This window comes from Actinoplanes sp. NPDC023936, assembly GCF_040639325.1.
Taxonomy (GTDB): Bacteria; Actinomycetota; Actinomycetes; order Mycobacteriales; family Micromonosporaceae; genus Actinoplanes.
This window is the reverse complement of record NZ_JBEZZR010000008.1, coordinates 144,120-161,460: the sequence shown is the minus strand read 5'-3', so window position 1 is coordinate 161,460 and position 17,341 is coordinate 144,120. Positions and strand designations below refer to the sequence as shown.

At 74.0% G+C, this 17,341-nt stretch carries 13 protein-coding genes; 11 read left to right on the top strand and 2 right to left on the bottom strand.

Annotation, left to right across the window (positions count from 1 at the left end; translation table 11 throughout):
- The first annotated feature begins 157 nt into the window (after positions 1–157).
- From AB0F72_RS14055 to AB0F72_RS14005, 11 genes are all read left to right on the top strand, one after another.
- The gene (locus tag AB0F72_RS14055) at positions 158–1,078 is read left to right on the top strand and encodes a BtrH N-terminal domain-containing protein (protein ID WP_360430192.1); all 921 of its coding nucleotides are present in this window, start codon (positions 158–160) and stop codon (positions 1,076–1,078) included.
- Positions 1,075–2,577, top strand: coding sequence for an amino acid adenylation domain-containing protein (locus AB0F72_RS14050; protein ID WP_360430190.1), 1,503 nt, complete (start codon positions 1,075–1,077; stop codon positions 2,575–2,577). Before AB0F72_RS14055 ends, AB0F72_RS14050 begins: the two co-directional genes overlap by 4 nt.
- A complete protein-coding gene (locus AB0F72_RS14045) occupies positions 2,574–2,846 on the top strand; it encodes an acyl carrier protein (RefSeq protein ID WP_360430188.1) in 273 nt (90 codons plus the stop codon). Before AB0F72_RS14050 ends, AB0F72_RS14045 begins: the two co-directional genes overlap by 4 nt.
- A complete protein-coding gene (locus AB0F72_RS14040) occupies positions 2,843–4,306 on the top strand; it encodes a class I adenylate-forming enzyme family protein (protein WP_360430186.1) in 1,464 nt (487 codons plus the stop codon). Before AB0F72_RS14045 ends, AB0F72_RS14040 begins: the two co-directional genes overlap by 4 nt.
- A complete protein-coding gene (locus AB0F72_RS14035; RefSeq protein ID WP_360430184.1) occupies positions 4,303–5,574 on the top strand; it encodes a type III PLP-dependent enzyme in 1,272 nt (423 codons plus the stop codon). Before AB0F72_RS14040 ends, AB0F72_RS14035 begins: the two co-directional genes overlap by 4 nt.
- The gene (locus tag AB0F72_RS14030) at positions 5,571–5,816 is read left to right on the top strand and encodes a phosphopantetheine-binding protein (protein WP_360430182.1); all 246 of its coding nucleotides are present in this window, start codon (positions 5,571–5,573) and stop codon (positions 5,814–5,816) included. The genes AB0F72_RS14035 and AB0F72_RS14030 overlap by 4 nt, the downstream gene beginning before the upstream one ends.
- Positions 5,813–6,955, top strand: coding sequence for an acyl-CoA dehydrogenase family protein (locus AB0F72_RS14025; protein WP_360430180.1), 1,143 nt, complete (start codon positions 5,813–5,815; stop codon positions 6,953–6,955). The genes AB0F72_RS14030 and AB0F72_RS14025 overlap by 4 nt, the downstream gene beginning before the upstream one ends.
- On the top strand, positions 6,948–8,009 hold the full coding sequence (locus AB0F72_RS14020) for an acyl-CoA dehydrogenase (RefSeq protein WP_360430178.1): 1,062 nt from the start codon (positions 6,948–6,950) through the stop codon (positions 8,007–8,009). Before AB0F72_RS14025 ends, AB0F72_RS14020 begins: the two co-directional genes overlap by 8 nt.
- Before the next feature lie 38 nt (positions 8,010–8,047).
- Positions 8,048–8,650, top strand: a complete 603-nt coding sequence (locus tag AB0F72_RS14015) for a 4'-phosphopantetheinyl transferase superfamily protein (RefSeq protein WP_360430176.1) — start codon at positions 8,048–8,050, stop codon at positions 8,648–8,650.
- A 128-nt stretch (positions 8,651–8,778) separates the two neighbouring features.
- On the top strand, positions 8,779–9,264 hold the full coding sequence (locus AB0F72_RS14010) for a hypothetical protein (RefSeq protein ID WP_360430174.1): 486 nt from the start codon (positions 8,779–8,781) through the stop codon (positions 9,262–9,264).
- A complete protein-coding gene (locus tag AB0F72_RS14005) occupies positions 9,261–12,746 on the top strand; it encodes a tetratricopeptide repeat protein (protein ID WP_360430172.1) in 3,486 nt (1,161 codons plus the stop codon). The genes AB0F72_RS14010 and AB0F72_RS14005 overlap by 4 nt, the downstream gene beginning before the upstream one ends.
- Before the next feature lie 602 nt (positions 12,747–13,348).
- Here the strand turns inward: AB0F72_RS14005 and AB0F72_RS14000 are convergent.
- Both AB0F72_RS14000 and AB0F72_RS13995 read right to left on the bottom strand, forming a co-directional pair.
- Positions 13,349–16,228 carry a P-loop NTPase fold protein gene (locus tag AB0F72_RS14000; protein WP_360430170.1) on the bottom strand — a complete coding sequence of 960 codons (2,880 nt, stop codon included), beginning with the start codon at positions 16,226–16,228 and terminating at the stop codon, positions 13,349–13,351.
- Positions 16,229–16,234: 6 nt separating this feature from the next.
- Positions 16,235–17,326 (bottom strand): S53 family peptidase, encoded by a 1,092-nt coding sequence (locus AB0F72_RS13995; protein ID WP_360430347.1) that lies wholly within the window; start codon positions 17,324–17,326, stop codon positions 16,235–16,237.
- Positions 17,327–17,341 lie beyond the last annotated feature (15 nt).

Sequence of the window (17,341 nt, the reverse complement as noted above, 5' to 3'; positions counted from 1 at the left end):
GTTGCCGCTTCTGGTCAGCTCGGATTCGCCGTGTCTACCAGCGCGTTGTCCGCATCGTGCCAGCGGTGCGATTCAGCTTGCGGTCATCGCGTTGCCGCCGTACCGCGGTGCGCATTTGCTGGAAGTCGAACAGGAGCTGAGAGCGAGGTGATTCGACATGACGACGGCCGCACCGGCGAGATGGGACACGGTGCTCGGCACGGTCGACGGCGCGGTTCTGGACTGCGTCTCCGGCCCGCTGGCGGCGCTGCTCGTCCACGCCGGAGTGCAGGACCCGCATCCGAGCCTGGCCGAGGACTGGGAGGCCGTGCCGGCCGCCCCCGACGGCGGCCTGCCCCGCTTCGACCTGCCCCCGGCCGATCTGGACGAGCGGGTGGCGGCCCGCACCGGGCTGCGACCGGTGTGGCACCGGTCGGGCGGTCCGGCCGAGGCCCGCGACGCCTGGCGCCGGCGGGACGCCGTGCTGGTCCTCGGCGACGCGTTCGCGCTGCCCTGGCTGCCCTACTTCGGGCACGCCCGGATGAGCCACGGCTTCGTGGTGACCGGGCAGGACGACACGGCGGTGACCATCGCCGACCCGTACGACAACGTCACCGAGTGGGGCAAAGCCGCGCCGACGGTCACCACGATCGCCGTCCCGGAGCTGGACGCCGCGGTGACCGCGGCCGACGGGTCGGTCCGCTGGGCGGCGCTGGAGCCCGCCGGCGCGCCCCGCCCGGTGCCGGCCGGCGAGCGGATCGCCGCCAACGCGCGCCAGATCCGGGCGGCGATCGACGGCGGGGTGTTCGACCGCTTCCTGACCGCGCACCGGGAGCTCACCGCCGAACAGGTGGACAACCTCGCGCTGCAGACCTGGCTGCTGGCCCGATCCCGCCGGCTGCACGCCCGCTGGCTGGCCGACGACCGGTTCACCGAGGACGTCGTCACGGCGTGGGACCGGGCGCAGCAGGCCGCGTACCTCGCCGTCCGCCGTGTCCGCCGCGGGCGGCCCGCCCCCGACGCGGTCCTGGACCGGATCCGGGCGGCCGCGCGGGCGGAGTACGCGACGGCGGCCCGGCTTCTCGAGGAGGACTCATGACCACACCCGTGCATCTGGACGTCTTCGACGCCGCGCGGCGGCACGGCGACGCCACCGCGATCGCCGGTGACGTGCCGGTCACCTACACCGATCTGATCGCCGCGGCGTCCCGGCTCGCCACCCGGCTGAACGCGCAGGCGCCGCCCGGCCGCCCGGTCGCCGTGCTCTCCGCCAAGCGCCCCAGCACCGTCGTCGCGTTCCTGGCGGTGCTCGCCACCGGCCGGGCCTACCTGCCCGTCGACCCGGCGATGCCGGCCGACCGGCGCGCCTTCATCCTCCGGGACGCCGGCTGCGGCCTGGTGCTCGCCGGCGGCGGCGACGACCTCTCCGGCTGCGGCGTGCCGGTGCTGACACTGCCGGCCGACCCACGGGACATCGCGACCGGCGACCGCCCGTCCGAGCCGGCGCCGATCGACCCGGACAGCGACGCCTACCTGCTCTACACCTCCGGGTCCACCGGCACCCCCAAGGGCGTGCGGATCACCCACCGCAACGCGGCCGCGTTCGTCGGCTGGGCGGCGGGCGCCTTCCCGCTCAAGCCGGAGGACGCCGTCGCGGTGCACGCCCCGCTCCACTTCGACCTGCCGGTCTACGACCTGTACGCCGGCCTGTCCGCCGGCGCCACGCTGCACCTGGTCGACGAGCGCACCGCCCTGTTCCCGCAGGCCTTGCTGGACTTCCTGCGGCGCCGGCGGATCACCGCGCTGTACGCCGTCCCGTCCGCGCTCACCGCGCTGATCCACCGCACCGACCTCGCCGACGCCCCGCTCGACGCGCTGCGGCAACTGCTGTACGCCGGTGAGGAGTTCCGGCCCGAGCCGCTCGCCCGGCTCTGGGCCGCGCTGCCGAACTGCGAGGTGGCCAATCTGTACGGCCCGATCGAGACCAACGTGATCACCTCGTACCGGCTGGACCGCGCCGACCTGACGCGCAGCCGCATCCCGATCGGCCACCCGGCCGGCGACGTCAGCCTCCGGGTGGCCGACGACGGCGAGCTGCTGGTCGCCGGCGACTGCGTCACTCCCGGCTATCTCAACCGGCCGGAACTCAACGAGAAGGCGTTCCGCACGATCGGCGGGCGGCGCTTCTACCGCACCGGCGACCACGTGCGGCGCGACCCGGACGGGCTGCTGCACCTGCTGGGCCGCCGCGACGGCCTGGTCAAGACCCGCGGCTACCGGGTGGAGCTGGGTGAGGTGGAGTCGGCGATCGGCCGGCATCCCGGCGTGGCCGAGGTGGCCGTGATCGCCCGCCCCGACGACCGGCTCACCCACACCCTGCACGCGTTCGTGGCGGGCCGGGAGGGCGGCGCGGTCACCGCCGGCGCCGTGCTGCGGCACTGCCGGGAGCAGCTGCCCGGATACATGGTGCCGGCGACCGTCGCGATCCGCTCCGCACTGCCCCGCACCAGCACCGGCAAGATCGCCCGCGCGGAGCTGCTCGGCCTGCCGGCGGAAAACCCGGCGGAAGACCCGGAAAACCCGGAGGACCCCCGATGACCCGTACGACCGACGCCTTCGCCGCCGCGACCGTCGCCGACGTGCTCGCCGTCGACGAGGCGACAGTGTGCGACGCCGCAACCCTGTTCGACGTCCCCGGCTACGACTCGATGGCGATCGTCACCGTGCTCGAACGCATCGAGGACCACTACGGCGTCGAGGTGCCGCCGCGGGACGTCGTACCGGAGACCTTCTCGTCCGTGCCGGCGATCTCCGCGCTCATCGACCGGCTCCGCACCGACGCCACCCCGGAGGTGACCGCATCATGACCGCCACTCTTCTGCCCGACCTGCTCGACGAGCGGGCCGCCGCCACCCCGGACCGGCCCGCCGTCAGCTCGGGCCCGGAGACGCTGACCTATGGCCGGCTGCGCGACCGCAGCCTGCGGGTGGCCGCCGACCTGCACGACGCCGGCATCGGCCGCGGCGACCGGGTGGTCGTCCTCGCCGCCCACTCGCCGGACACCGTGGCCGCCCTGTACGGCATCACCCGCCTGGGCGCCTGCGCGGTCGTGGTCGACGAGCAGTCCACCGACTACCAGCTCGCCCACATCCTGCGCGACTGCGCGCCCGCCGCCGTGCTGACCGACGGCACCGCCGAGCAGCAGTGCCTGGCCGCGGCGCGGGTGCGGCCGCTGCGGCCGGACGGCGCCGGCGCGTCGGCGGTGACGCGCACCGGGATCTCCCAGGACGCCGCCACTCTGATCTACACCTCGGGGAGCACGTCCATGCCCAAGGCCGTGGTCTCCACCCACGGCCAGATCCTCTTCGCGGCCCGGGCCATCGCCGCCCGCCTGCGGTACCGGCCGGACGACGTGGTGCTCTGCTGCCTGCCGCTCTCCTTCGACTACGGCCTCTACCAGGCGCATCTCGCCGTGCTGGCCGGCGCGCACCTGGTCCTCGGTTCGGCCGCCGACGCCGGCCCCACCCTGCTGAGCGCGATTCACCGCTGGTCGGCGACCGTGCTGCCGGCCGTGCCCAGCCTGGCCGCCACCCTGGTCCGGCTCATCGACCGCGGCGGTGAGCCGCCCGCCCGGCTGCGACTGGCCACCAACACCGGCGCCGCCCTGTCCGACGCGATGGCCTCCCGGCTGCGCGACCGGGTGCCCGGCCTCTCGGTGATCACCATGTTCGGGTTGACCGAGTGCAAGCGGATCTCGATCTCGGAACCGGACGAGGACCTGAAACGGCCCGGCACGGTCGGCCGCCCCCTCGACGACACCGAGGCCTTCGTCGTCGACGACGAAGGCCGGCGCCTGGGACCCGGCGAGGTCGGCGAGCTGGTCGTCCGCGGGCCGCACGTGATGGCCGGGTACTGGCGGGCGCCGGAGCTGACCGCGCAACGGTTCCGGCGTGACGAGCTCGGCCTGCCGGTGCTGCACACCGGCGACCGCTGCCTGATGGACGCGGACGGCTATCTGTACTTCGCCGGCCGCGACGACGACGTGTACAAGCAGCGCGGCACCCGGGTCAGCGCCACCGAGGTGGAGGCGGCGGCCATGGACATCCCCGGCGTCGAGCTGGCCGTGGTGCTCACCCCGCGCGGCGAACAGCCGGCCCGGCTGATCGCCGCCGGCGACATCGACGAGGACCGGCTGCGCAAGGAGCTGCGGTCCCGGCTCGACGACGCGCGGGTGCCGCCGTTCTGTCACGTCGAGACGGACCTGCCGCTCAACGGCAACGGCAAGGTCGACCGCAAGGCGCTGCGCGCCCGATGGGAGGCGGCATGAACGCCGACGAGATCGCCCGCCGCTTCGGCACCCCGGCCTACGTGTACGACCTGACCGAGGTGCGCGCCGCCTGCCGGGCGCTGCGCGACACGCTGCCCCGGCCGCACCGCCTCTACTACTCGCTGAAGGCCAACCCGCACCCCGTGGTGGCCGGCACGCTCGCCGGACAGGGCTGCCACGCCGAGGTCAGCTCGACCGGCGAGCTCGCCGCCGCCCTGGCCGCGGGCTTCCCCCCGGAGCACCTGCTGATGACCGGTCCGGGCAAGACCGGGGCGGACATCGCCGGCGCCCTCGCCGCCGGGGTCCGCCGCTTCTCCGCCGAGTCGGCGGCCGACCTGGACCGCATCGAGACGGCGGCCCGCGCCGCCGCGGTGACCACCGAGTGCCTGCTGCGGATCAACGCCGACCAGCCGGTACCCGGCATGGGGCTGGCGATGACCGGCACCGCCTCCCAGTTCGGCACCGACCTGTCCGCGGTGCTGGCCGCGCCCGAGCGGTTCCGCGGCCGGGTCACCGGCCTGCACCTGTACATGGGCACCAACATCGCCGACGAGGACACCCTGCTGCGGCAGTACGAGCAGAGCATCACGATCGCGGCGGCGCTCGGCTTCGAGCTGTCCGAACTCGACCTCGGCGGCGGCTTCGGCGCGCCGTACTCGGTCCCCGGCGACCGCTACGCCTTCCCCGGGCTGCGGAGCCGGCTGAGCGCGCTGCTCGACCAGCACCTGGCCGGGTGGCGGCACGGGCGGCCCGGCGTCTCGTTCGAGTCCGGTCGCTACCTGACCGGCACCTGCGGGCGACTGATCACCCGGGTCGTCGACGTCAAGACCTCCAAGGGCAAGACCTACGCGGTGCTCGACAGCGGTGTCCACCACCTCGGCGGCATGGCGGGCCTGCGCCGGCTGCCCCGGCTGCAGCCCCGCCCGCACGTCGGCACCGGGGGCGACGCCCAGCCGTACACCCTGGTGGGCCCGCTCTGCACGCCGCTGGACACCTGGGCGCAGGGGGTGACCCTGCCCGGGCTTGCCGCGGGCGATCTGCTGGAGATCCCGAACGTCGGCGCCTACGGGCTGACCGCCAGCCTGCTCGCGTTCCTGGGCCACCCCGCGCCGGTCGAGGTGGTGCTCGACGACGGCGAGCCGGTCCACGTGTCCCGGCTGGCGCTGCACCGCACCGAGGTCCCGGTCACGACCCCGACCCCGACGATCCCCGCAGGGAACAACAACAAGACGAACAACAACGACAAGACGAAGGAGTACGCGCGATGAACGACCAGTTCGAGCAGGTCCTGCGTCCGCACCTGCCCTACCTCGGCACCGACCAGCCCCTCCCGCCGGACGCCCGGCTGCAGGAACTGGGGCTGGACTCGATGCAGGCGGTGGAGCTGCTCTTCGACATCGAGGAGAGCTTCGACGTCACGCTCCCCGACGACCGGCTGACCGCCGACACGTTCGCCACGCCCACCAGCCTCTTCGCCGTCGTCGAGGCCGAGCGGGAGGCGGTGTCATGACCTCACTCCAGCAGGTGCTGGCCGAGAACGCCGGCCGGGCCGACGCCGAGGCCTCCTTTCCCGCCGAGTCGCTGGCCGCGCTGCGCGGCAGCGGGCTCATGGGCCTGCTCGTGCCGGCGGAGTACGGCGGAGCGGGCGGCACCCTGCAGGATCTGGTGCGGGTCTCCGGCGAACTGGCCGGCGCGTGCCTGTCCACCGCGATGATCTGGGCGATGCACTGCCAGCAGGTCGCCGCCGTCGTCGCCTACGCGGAATCGCCGCTGCGCGACACGCTGCTGCCGCGCATCGCCGCCGGCGAGGTCTACCTCGCGTCGGTGACCAGCGAGCGCGGCAAGGGCGGTCACCTGCTGACCGCCCAGGCGCCGCTGGAGACCGACGGCGACGAGCTGATCGTCCGCCGGGACGCGCCGATCGTCACCGGCGCGCTGCACGCCGACGGCTTCCTGATCACCATGCGACAGGACGCCGGCGCGCCGCCGCACGCGGTCACCCTGGTCTACGCCGACCGGGCCGACCTGAAGATGGAGACCAAGGGCGACTGGGATCCGCTCGGCATGCGCGGCACCCACAGCGTCGCCGTGCAGCTCGACGGCACGGTCCCGGCGACCAACCTGATCGGGGAGCCCGGCGGTTTCCGCGAGGTCGTGGTGCGCGCGTTCGCCCCGGCCGGCCATCTCGGCTGGGCCGCCTGCTGGCTCGGGGCGGCCCGCGCGGCCCTGGCCGAGGTGGTCCAGCTGATGCGGTCGCCGGCCGGCCGCCGGCAGCTGCCCAGCGATTCACCGCTGGTCCGGGTGCGGCTGGCCCGGGTACGGCAGGACCTGGAGGTCGCCGCGGCGTTCCTCAACGCCGTTACGGCCGAGGCGGACGCCGCCCTGCGCGATGCCCGGACCGCCGAGGACCCGGCGTTCCAGATCCGCCTCAACGCGCTGAAGGTGGAGACGTCGGAACGCGCCTACCGGGCTGTGGACCAGCTGGTCGAACTGGTCGGGCTGCGATTCGGCTACCTCAGGGGCGGCCCGCTCAAGCTCGAACGAACCCTGCGGGATCTGCGGTCGGCCAGCCTGAACTACGCCAACGACCGGCTGCTGCTCGCGAACGGCGCGCTGACCCTGCTGGACCGGGAGGTGCGCCTTGGCTGAGCCGGCCACCCTGGTGCGCCCGGCCGGGCACGACGCGGTCCTGTCCTGCGGGCGTGCCGGGGTCTTCGCCCGCTGCCTGCGCGGCGAGGTCCGGCAGCCGCTCGACACCGCCCGGCTGCGGGCCGAACTGCCCGCTGTCACCACCGGCCTCCCGACCGGAGCGGCGCTGTCGGTGGTGGTGCACGTCGCGACGTTCCTGCCGATGATGTGGCGGTTCGCCCGGCCGGACTGGCCGGAGGTGGTGGACGACGCCACCCATGGCCGGTCGGTCGGTGCCATCGCGGCGACCGACGCCGGCGCCCCCGGCACCGACCTGACCGCGATGACCACCCGGCTGGAGATCACCGGCGGCGACGTCGTGCTCGACGGCGCGAAGACCTGGGTCACCAACGGCCTGACCGCCGACCACCTGATCGTGCTCGCCCGGCACCGGCCCGGCCGCCACTTCGGCGCCTTCACCGCGGTGCTGGTCCCGGCGGACACGCCCGGCGTCAGCCGGGCCCCCGCACCGACGGACCTGATGGCCGGCGCCGGTCTCGCCACGGTCCGGTTCCGGGAGGTACGCCTGGAGAAACGCCACATCCTCGGCGGCGTCGGCCGCGGCCTGGCGGCGTTCCTCGAGCACATCGCGGGGGAACGGTTCGCCGGCGGCGTCTGGTCGGCGGCGCTCGGCCGGGAGCTGATCACCGGCACCGTCGAGCACCTGCGGAAGCGGTCGATCGACGACCGCCCGCTGTGGGAACGGTCGTCGGCGCGCCACGCGCTGGCCCGCCTCGACGTACGCCTGCGGATGCTGGACGCGCTCGTCGAGCGGGTGGCGGCCACCGGGGAGCGGGATCGTCTTCCGGCCGGCGACACGATGGCGGTCAAGGCGGCCGTCGGTGAGCTCCTGCCGGAACTCGCCGAACACTGCCTGCACGCGCGCGGGGCGGACGGACTGACCGCCGGCTCCGGGATCCGCGCCCTCGCCGACGACCTGCGCGCCTTCGCGATCGCCGGTGGCAGCACCGAGACGATGCTCGACATGATCGCCACCGAGCTGGCCCGGCCATGAGGCGAGCCGAGTCGGTCATGAGGCGAGCCGAGCCGGCCATGAGGTACGTCGTCCCGACCGGCGCCGGCCGCCCGCCGATCACCGTGCTGACCACCGGGCGCCCGCCCGCCGGGGCCGGTCCCCGGCGGGCCGCCGAGATCGCGCAGAGCCGCGCGCTGCTGCGCGACCTGGTCCGCACCGTCCTCGGCCCGGGCGCCGCCCGGCGGGTCATCGCGCCCGCCGGGCAGCGCCCGCATCTGCCGGGAACCCGGTGCGGGCTCTCCCTGGCACACACCGACCGGCACCTGGCGGCCGCGGTGTGGCCGGCCGGCCCGGTCGGCGTGGACATCCAGGAGCCGCCGGCGCGACTCGACCCGCGGCTGGTGCGGCGCTGCTGCGGCCGTCCCGCGGGCGAACGGGAGTTCTGCGCCGTCTGGACCGTGCAGGAGGCGTACGCCAAGGCGACCGGCCTCGGCATGCGGTCCGCGTTCTGGCAGCTCCCGGTGAGCCCCGAGGGTGACCGGGGTGAGCTGGGCGAGGTTCGCTGGGCCCGGCTCGCCCATCCGGTGGCCGCGCTGGCGGTCGCCTGGACCGACCGGCACGGCGTCGACCCGGGCCGCGACTCACCGGCCGGACCGGCGAGGACATCCTCACCGTGCTGAAACGCCTGCGCGCCGAAGGCCTCGGCATGCTGCTCGTCGGATCTACCTGGGCCTGTGACAATGCCGCGTGGAGCCGCCGTCCGGGCTGATCGATGTCGATGGTGGCCGGCTTCGTCCATGATGGTGTGATGACACGAGGCGGCCGCAGGCGCGGGTGGGTGGCAGTGCTCGCCGGTGGGATGATCGTTGCCGGATGGGGGACGTTCCTGGCCCGGCAAGGACTGGAGAAGGCTGACCAGTGGGCCGGCGTCAGCGCCCTCTTCGTCGGCCTGGCCGGGCTCGGCCTGGCGATCTTCGGCGTCCGCGACGCCCGCCGGCAGGCGGGCGGGCAGTCCGTCACCGATTCGGCCGCCGGCGGCGTCACCCAGATCCGTTCCGTCCACGGGAACCTGCGCGTCGGCCCCGGCACACCGGCCGGGCCTCCGGCTGCCTTCCCCGCCGGGCCTCCGGCTGCCTCCCTCGCCGGGCCTCCGGCTGCCTCTTCTGCGGCGGCGGGCACGTCTGTCGAGCCACCACCGTCCGGCAGCGGCGGGCAGTCGGTGACGCGCACGCCGGTGACCGGACAGGTGACGCAGATCGACGGGATCGGCGGCGACGCCGAGGTGGACCGGTGACCCGGCGTCGATGGGGAAGCTCGCCGGATGCCGGGCAGACGGTCACCGGCAGCGTGGTGTTCGGCGACATCATCATGATCGCCGGTGCCGGCGGAGACGTGACGATCAGCCGGGACCGCCCGCCGTACCGGGTGGTCCCGGCCGATCACACGCCGGTGCCGCTGCCGGCGGCACGAGCACGGTCCCAGCCCAGCCGCCTCCTGCTGGCCCGCCACCAGATCGTGCCGTTCAGCGGCCGGGAACGAACGCTCGACGGGCTGGCCGAGTGGGCCGGAGGTGACGACCCGGTGTCGGCGCTGCTGGTACACGGCGCCGGTGGACAGGGCAAGACCCGGCTCGCCACGGAAGTCGGCATCCAATGCGCCGCTGCGGGATGGACGGTGTGGCAGATCGCCCACGCGCCGGCCGCGATTCCGGTCAGCGGCGCCGACGCCTCCCGGGTCGACCTGCCCGGCGGCGCGCTCCTGGCGGTCGTCGACTACGCCGACCGGTGGCCTTTCTCCGCGCTGCTGGCGCTGATCACCCATCTGCACGGGCTGCATTCCCGGACCGGAGCCCGGGTTCGCGTGCTGCTGCTGGCCCGCTCCGACGGGTACTGGTGGCCGGCGCTCGCCGACCGGGTGGACAGCGACCTGGGCGTGCCGGCGGACCAGCTCGCCCTGCCCGCGCTGGCCGCGGACAGCTCCGACGACCGTCTCGCCCTGTTCAGCACCGCGGCGAACCGATTCGCCGCCGCCCTGGATCTCGAACATCCGCCCGCCACCTGGCCCGCTCCGGACCTGGCCACCGACGCCTTCGGGCAGGTGCTGGCCGTACACATGTCCGCGCTGGCCACCGTCGACGCGACACGGCACGGACAGGTTCCACCGACGCGACAGGGCGCGGTCTCGGCGTACCTGCTGCGCCGGGAACAGGGGTACTGGCAGCACCTGCACACCCGGGCCGAAGCGCCGATCACCACGGCACCCGAGATGATGCACCGTACGGTGGTCGCCGCGACGCTGCTCGGCGCCCAGCCGCGCCACGACGCCAGGCAGGCCCTGCACCGGGCCGGGATCGCCGACAGCGGCCCGCTCGCGGACCGGGTGATCGACGACCACCTCGCCTGCTATCCGCCCGCCGGCGCGAGCACGGTCCTCGAACCGCTGCACCCCGACCGGCTCGGCGAAGATCTGCTCGCCCTGTCCACCCCGGGCCGGGACGGCGAGGACAGCCGGTTGGCACGCGACTGGACCCGGGAGATCATCACCGGCCTGCTCACCGCCACCGCGGCGCCGGCGGTCGGGGCGTCGGGCGCGATCACCGTACTGGTGGAAGCCGCCCGCCGCTGGCCGCACCTGGCCACCGGCGTGCTGTACCCGATGATCCGCGAGCAGCCCGGTCTGGTGATGGCCGCCGGCGGCGCCACCCTCACCCGGCTGGCCGGCATCCCCGGCATCGATCCCGGCATCCTGGAGGCGCTGGACCCCCTGCTGCCGGCCGAGCGGCACCTCGACCTCGACATCGCCGCCGCCGCGATCAGCAGCGTCCTGGTCGGACATCATCTGGCCCGGACGACCGACCTCGCCGAGCAGGCCCGCCTGCACGCCTCGCACGCGCGGCGCCTCGACCACGCGGGCCAGGGCAAGCAGGCCCTCGTCCCCGCCGAAGAGGCGGTGCGCCTGCGGCGGCGGCTGGCCGAGACCGACCCGGCAGCCCACCTGTCCGATCTGGCCGCCTCACTCACCCATCTCGGCTTGATCCAGTCCGGGCTGGGACGGCGAGACGTGGCGTTGCCGCTGGCCGAGGAGGCGGTGGGGATCCGGCGCCGGCTGGCCGAGACCGACCCGGAGAACCAGCTGCCCGACCTCGCCCGGTCGCTGAACAACCTGTGCAGCCGCCTCGCCGAACTGGGCCGGTACGAACAGTCGCTGCCGCTGGCCGAGGAGGCTGTCCGCATCCGGCGCCGGCTGGCCGGCAGCGACCCCGGCACCCACCTGCGGGATCTCGGTGTCTCGGTGTACAACCTCAGCCTGATCCTCAACCTGCTGGGCCGGCGAGAGGAGGCTCTGACGCTGGCCGAGGAGTCCCTGGCCATCGACCGCCGGCTGGCCGCGGCGAACCCGGACGCGCATCTGCACGACCTCGCCGCGTCACTGAACAGCCTGTGCATGCGCCTGTGGCAGTCCGGCCGGCGAGACCGGGCCGTCGCTCCGGCGGAGGAAGCGGTGAGCATCCGGCGCCGGCTGGCCGCGGCGAACCCGGATGCCCACCTGCCCGGCCTCGCCGCGTCATTGACGAACCTCGCCGCCATCCGGTCCGGGTCGGGCCGGGGTGTGGAGGGCCTGGAGCTGAGCGAAGAGGCCGCCGGCATCTGCCGCCGGCTGGTCGACGCGAACCCGGATGCCCACCTGCCCGACCTCGCCCGATCCCTGAACCGGCTGGGCCTGTACCGGTGGGAGCAGGGCCGGCGCGAACAGGCACCGGCGCCCGCCGAGGAGGCGGTGAAGATCTATCGCCGGCTGGCCGCGGAGACCCCGGACGCCTACCTCTCCGACTTCGCGGCGTCCCTGCACAATTTCGCCATGATCCTGGCCCAGCTGGGCCGTCCGGAGCAGGGCTTGGCCCTGGCCGAGGAAGCCGAGCGCATCCGGCGCGGGCTGGCCGCCGCCAACCCGGACGCCCATCTCCGCGATCTCGCCTCGTCCCTGCACAATCTCTCTCACCACCAGGCCGCAGTCGGGCGCCCCGACCTGGCCCTCGCCTCGGCCGAGGAGGCCGTGCTCCTCCGGCGAGGGCTGGCCGAGGCGAACCCGGACGCCCACCTACCGGACCTCGCGGTGTCGCTGGACAGTCTCGGCAACTGGCGCGCCCGGAGCGGCGAACCCGAGCACGCCCTCGTCGTCAGTGACGAAGCAGTGCGCATCCACCGCGGGCTGGCCGCGGCGAACCCGCAGGTCTATCTGCCCCGGCTGGCCGCCGGACTGAGCAACCACGGCCGCCACCTCGCCGAGACGGGCCGCCGCGAAACGGGCCTGACCGCAGCGGACGAGGCCGCCGCGATCCTGCGCCCGCTGGCCGCCGCCCAGCCGGACGTCCACCTGCCCGGCCTCGCCGAGGCACTGACCACGCTCGGCACGATCCAGGCCGGGCTGACCCGGACCGAGCCGGCCCTGGCCGCCACCGCGGAAGCCGTCAGCATCCGGCGCCGGCTGGCCGCGACGAACCCGGACGCTCACCGATCGGACTACGCCACGTCACTTCTCGCGTACGCCCGGGCGTGCGCGAGCCTGGGAACCGACCTGCGACAGGCCCTGGAATCGGTCACCGAAGCCATCGGCATCCTCGACGAGCTCGCGCGCGAGTTGCCGCAGCGATACGACGAGGAGCTGCGCTCCGCGCACCTGACACGCGCCGCCATCCTCGACGGGCTCGGCCGGGCGCAGGAGGCAGCGGAACTGCGCCGCCACCTCGAACAGCCCGCCTCCGGCCCGCCGACGTGATCGGCGGCCGGCCCCGGGGCTCGCGCCGGACCCGGGGTCGCGCCGGCCCCCGGGCTCGCGCCGGACCCGGGGTCGAGCGGGAGACGTGGGTGAGCCGCTGGGTTCGCGATGCGGGAACTCGTCGATCGGTGGTGTGCCGGTTTCGCTGCGTGTCACGGTGGGTGGCCGGCGATGGTGGAGCGCTGCGACTGTGCGTGATTCTGTGGGGCCTGGGGCGGCCGCGGGTTTCCGTGAAGCGCGGCGTTTACCTCGGTTGTCCGCACGCTGGGTGACATTGCCGTGTTCCGTGGGACATTGCCGCGCCCGGGAGCACTGATGACCAGCTGGTCCAGCTGGTCCGGCTGGTCCGGCTGGTCCGGCTGGTTCAGCCGGTCCGGCTGGCGCTGGGTGCTGTCCAGGCCGGTCTGCGAGAACGCTGACAGCCAGCCGAGCAGGACGAGCTGGTCGTCAGTGCTGCTGGATACCCGTGGCGGGAGCACTCAGCGCCAGCTCTCCCGCGCCGCTCCACGATCGGCAACCGGCGGCACCATCTCACGTCCCTTGCGCTCGGCCGGGCGGTCGAGCGCCGACGCCGTGATCCTGCGGGCGGCTCGGGCCCCCCTTCAGGGGTCGAGGATGAAGGAGAAACGCCGGACCGGGCCGAGCCAGTCCTGGAACGGGGCGATGTCGCTGACCGTGACGGACCCGGCAACGTTGTCCAGGGCCGCGCACAGCCGCCGCCAGGACCGGGTCTCGCCGGGCGGGCTGTGCGGACCGGCGCCCGGAGCCGCCGGCGGCGTGCGGGTCCGCAGCTCGTCGAGGAAGGAGGTCCAGGTCTCCGCCTTGGTCTCGTGCAGCGCGGCCAGCACGGCTCCCGCCTGACCGGGGAAGCCGACGGTGATGCCCAGCAACAGCAGCGGGGCCTGGAAGCCGGATTCGGCCGGCACGTCGTCGGCGGAGACCTTGAGCAGGCGATAGAGGTTGACCAGCCGCTTCAGTGCCCGCGGAGTCGAGATCAAGGGCGCCAGGGCCTCGACGAACCGGCGTTCCCGTTCGGTGATGAGCAGTGTCCGGGGCGTCAGGTCGATCCCTGCCCCGGGCGGCGGCGCCACGGGTTTCGCGCGGGGCGGCGATTCCCCCGTACCCATGGCAATCGGTTCTTCGGCGGCGACGCCGTGCTCGCCGGAGAGCGGGACCGGCGGACGAAGCCGGTCCGCGGCGCCGGGGTCGGCTCGCGGCACGTCGAGCAGCGAGCGCACGAGCGCGGCGTAACCGTCCCGGCTCATCGACGGGAGCCAGTACGAGATCTGGAAGATCTTTTCGAGGTAGCGCTGCGCCGTCGACGCATCACCGTCGTCGCCGTCCTGTCCGGCGTCGGCCAGCGCGACGAACGACTCGAGCTGGCGTCTCATCGAGCGTTCCAGCCAGCGCGAGTCGACGCCGACGACCACCGCGAACAGCGGGAAGGCCAGCAGCAGATGCACCGCTTGCAGCACCTGCAGCACGTTGTCGGGCGGGCACCGGTCGAGGTCGTCGACGTACAGGATGATGCGGTCGATCCGGGGGAGCCCGGCCGGTCCGTCGTCCGCCGGTGACGCCGCCAGCAGCTCGCTCAACGCCTCGAAGTCGCGCTGCACCAGCGAGACGATGCCCAGGTGTTGCCGGTAGTCCGAACTGCTGTACCGCTCGTTGATGAACCGGTAGAGGCTGGACGGCTGCGGGTCCCGCCGCGCCGCGACCTCCTGCTCCAGCCGCTGGACCCGCTCCCGCTGCTCCTCGACGGCGCGCTGGGCGGCCACCAGAGCCGGGTTGTCCGCCTCCAGCACCCGGGTGGCGGCGCTCAGCGCGGCGCGCGCACGCCGCAGGACCACGCTGATCAGGGCGGAGGCGCCAGCCAGCAGGGTGACCAGGAACGACGCGGTCGCCGCCACCTGTTCCTGGCTGCTGAGCAGCCACGCCAGCGCCGGCACCGCCAGCACCCCGAGACCGGTGAGGATCGCGACGGCGCGCCGGGGGCGGACGGCCCGCCAGCTGTACGCGAGTCGTCCCCGCAGATTGCCGAGGTCGCGGGCGACCTGCCGGACCTCGGCCAGACTCGTCAGCGTCCGGTCGAGCCCGAGGATGTCGGTCAGCTCATCGGCCGCGGTGGCCAGCTGCGGATTGTCCCGGACCATCTCACCGACGTTGCGGCGTTCGGAGTCCGCGCGGCGCTCGTCGCGCTGCTGCTCGGCCCGTTCCAGATCCTGCCGCGCCGACTCCTGCGCCTGCTCGGCTTCCCGCAGCAGGGCCCGCGACGTCTCCAACTGGGCCAGCAGCCTGCGGTACCCGCGCCCGGCCGCCGGGTCCGGACCCGAGGTGAGATGGTCGTCGAGTCCTTCGAAGACCCGGGTGACCATGCTGGCCCACAGGTCGGCGTTCACGTAGTGCCACGCGTTGAACCTGATCTGCACGACCCGGGCGCAGAAGAAGCTGGCGCGCGGCGGGGTGTCCTGCGCGGCCTGTTCGGCGGCGGCGGCGATCGCTGCCACCCGGCGCTCGAGCTGGCGCATGAAGAACGTCTTGCCGGATCCCCACGCGCCGAACAGGCCGACCGACAGCGGCGGCTGGATGGTGTTGGAGGCCAGCAGCGCGGCGAGCGTGTTGACGTCGCGGGAGAACCCGAGACGGTCCACGGTGTCCGCGTCGTCGGCCGTGTATCCGGCGATCCGTTCACCCTGGTCGTCGTCGGCCGGCTGGTCGTCGTCGGCCGGCGCCGATTGGTGCGCGGGAGCGGGCGTGCCCGATACCCGGCCCGATACCCGGCCCGATACCCGGCCCGATACCCGGCCCGGCGCTCGGCTCGCCGCCCGGCCCGGCGCCGGGGTGATGCCGTCGGTCAGCTCGGGCCAGTAGCGCGGCACCGCCGACATGGGGATCATGAACGCGCTGCGGCTGTCCCGGGCCGGGTCGTGGCCGACCAGGATGCCGGCGACGAGCCGGGCGTCCTCGTCCCAGACGGGAGCGCCACCGTCCCCGGCGTCCTCGCGCCCTGGCACCGGATCGTCAAAATCGATCTTGACCCATGCGGCCGGGCCGCTGGACCCGCGGATCACTCCCGTCGACACCAGCCCGGTGCCGGGCCTGTGCGGGAACCGCACCGTGCTGAACCTGCTGCCGGGACGTGCCGGTTCCAGAGTGACGGGCGCCGGCACGGCATCGGCGGGCGGCTCTGCGGTCAGCTCGAGAACCGCGATGTTCCCCGAGCCGTCATCCGTTCCCGGGAACCAGCCTCCGGGCGCCACCCGGGCCCGGACCGTCCCGCTCAGCCGCGTGAAGGGAAAGGTGACGTCCACCGTTCCGGTCGGGGGATCGGGTTCGGCATCGCGGCCGAGCGCGCGGTCGACCACCCAGGCGCAGGTCAGCACGTACCGGTCGGCGACGAGCACCCCCACTCCCGCCACCCGCTCCGGCCCGGCGTGCACGGCACAGACCCAGGGCGGCCGCCGGCCGGACTCGACCCGCATGGCATCTCACTCGCGGCGCAGTTCGGCCTCGAGCAGGTCCAGGAACCTGCTGCCGTTCGGGCTGCCCAGCCCGGTGCAGGCGTCCCAGCCCGGGGTCGCCGGATAACCGGTGTTGTCCCCGTGCAGCACGTCGGTGAACGCGTCCTCGGGAAGCGCGTACAACAGCGGCGTGATGTGGCCGACGCGGGTGTTCAGGCGCTGGTTGAGTCGGGCGATCACGCCGGCAAACTGCGGCGCCGCCGCACTGGTCCCCCCGGCCAGCGGGGTCCGGGGGTCCTGGTCGATCTCGTAGCCGTCGGCGTATCCGGCGAGGTCGGGCACGGCGCGCCGGGTCCACCCGCGCTCCGCCAAGCGCTCCTGCCACTCGGGCCGGGCGAACTGCGTGCTCTCACCGCCCCCGCTGCCGAGGTCGGGCTTGTCCAGTTCCGGTGCTGACTTGTCCTCCCAGACGACCTCCCGCCCGTTCCGGATCATCGTCCCGCCGCAGGCCACGACGTGCGGGCTCGACGCCGGGAAGTCCACCTGCAACGCCTCCGGGTCGGACTCGTCGTCGGCGGACCGATGGTTCCCGGACGCGCAGCAGATGGTCATCCCCTTGCTGTTCGCCTCGGCGAACAGCTCGTCGGCGACGCGCATCGCCTGGGCGGTCCAGGATCTCTCGTGGTCGCCCCACGGGATGCAGATGACGGATGGCCGGCGTTCGTCGTGGATCGCCGTGGCCAGGGCGTGGATGAATCCGGCTGAGGTGTTCTCGGCGTAGAAGATCACGATCTCGGCGCGCGGGACGACGTTGCCGAGCACGTGCACACCGAGTCCCACCTCGATGTCGGCCCGGGGCTCGTCGCCAACCCTCCTCGCCTGGTGGACTGTGACATCGACCTCGTGGATCGGCTGACCCTCGACGACGAACCGGCTGTCCAGCCGGCCGCCGAACTCCAGAAGCGCGATGACCTGCCCCGAGCCGTCCTCGGGTCCGAACTCCTGCGCGATCGACCGGGCGTCGAGCACGGTCTGCTCGACGTCCGGCTTCTCCATCCCGAAGAACTCCGGACGGGGACGCGTATGCATCTGCATCCGGGTCTCCAGCCGGTTGTCCATGCCGAAGACTCCGTG

Coding starts and splice junctions, on each gene's coding strand:
- AB0F72_RS14055 (WP_360430192.1), top strand. CDS start 158: ATGACGACGGCCGCACCGGCGAGATGGGACACGGTGCTCGGCACGGTC.
- AB0F72_RS14015 (WP_360430176.1), top strand. CDS start 8,048: ATGAGGTACGTCGTCCCGACCGGCGCCGGCCGCCCGCCGATCACCGTG.
- AB0F72_RS14050 (WP_360430190.1), top strand. CDS start 1,075: ATGACCACACCCGTGCATCTGGACGTCTTCGACGCCGCGCGGCGGCAC.
- AB0F72_RS14040 (WP_360430186.1), top strand. CDS start 2,843: ATGACCGCCACTCTTCTGCCCGACCTGCTCGACGAGCGGGCCGCCGCC.
- AB0F72_RS13995 (WP_360430347.1), bottom strand. CDS start 17,326: ATGGACAACCGGCTGGAGACCCGGATGCAGATGCATACGCGTCCCCGT.
- AB0F72_RS14000 (WP_360430170.1), bottom strand. CDS start 16,228: ATGCGGGTCGAGTCCGGCCGGCGGCCGCCCTGGGTCTGTGCCGTGCAC.
- AB0F72_RS14035 (WP_360430184.1), top strand. CDS start 4,303: ATGAACGCCGACGAGATCGCCCGCCGCTTCGGCACCCCGGCCTACGTG.
- AB0F72_RS14010 (WP_360430174.1), top strand. CDS start 8,779: ATGACACGAGGCGGCCGCAGGCGCGGGTGGGTGGCAGTGCTCGCCGGT.
- AB0F72_RS14045 (WP_360430188.1), top strand. CDS start 2,574: ATGACCCGTACGACCGACGCCTTCGCCGCCGCGACCGTCGCCGACGTG.
- AB0F72_RS14025 (WP_360430180.1), top strand. CDS start 5,813: ATGACCTCACTCCAGCAGGTGCTGGCCGAGAACGCCGGCCGGGCCGAC.
- AB0F72_RS14030 (WP_360430182.1), top strand. CDS start 5,571: ATGAACGACCAGTTCGAGCAGGTCCTGCGTCCGCACCTGCCCTACCTC.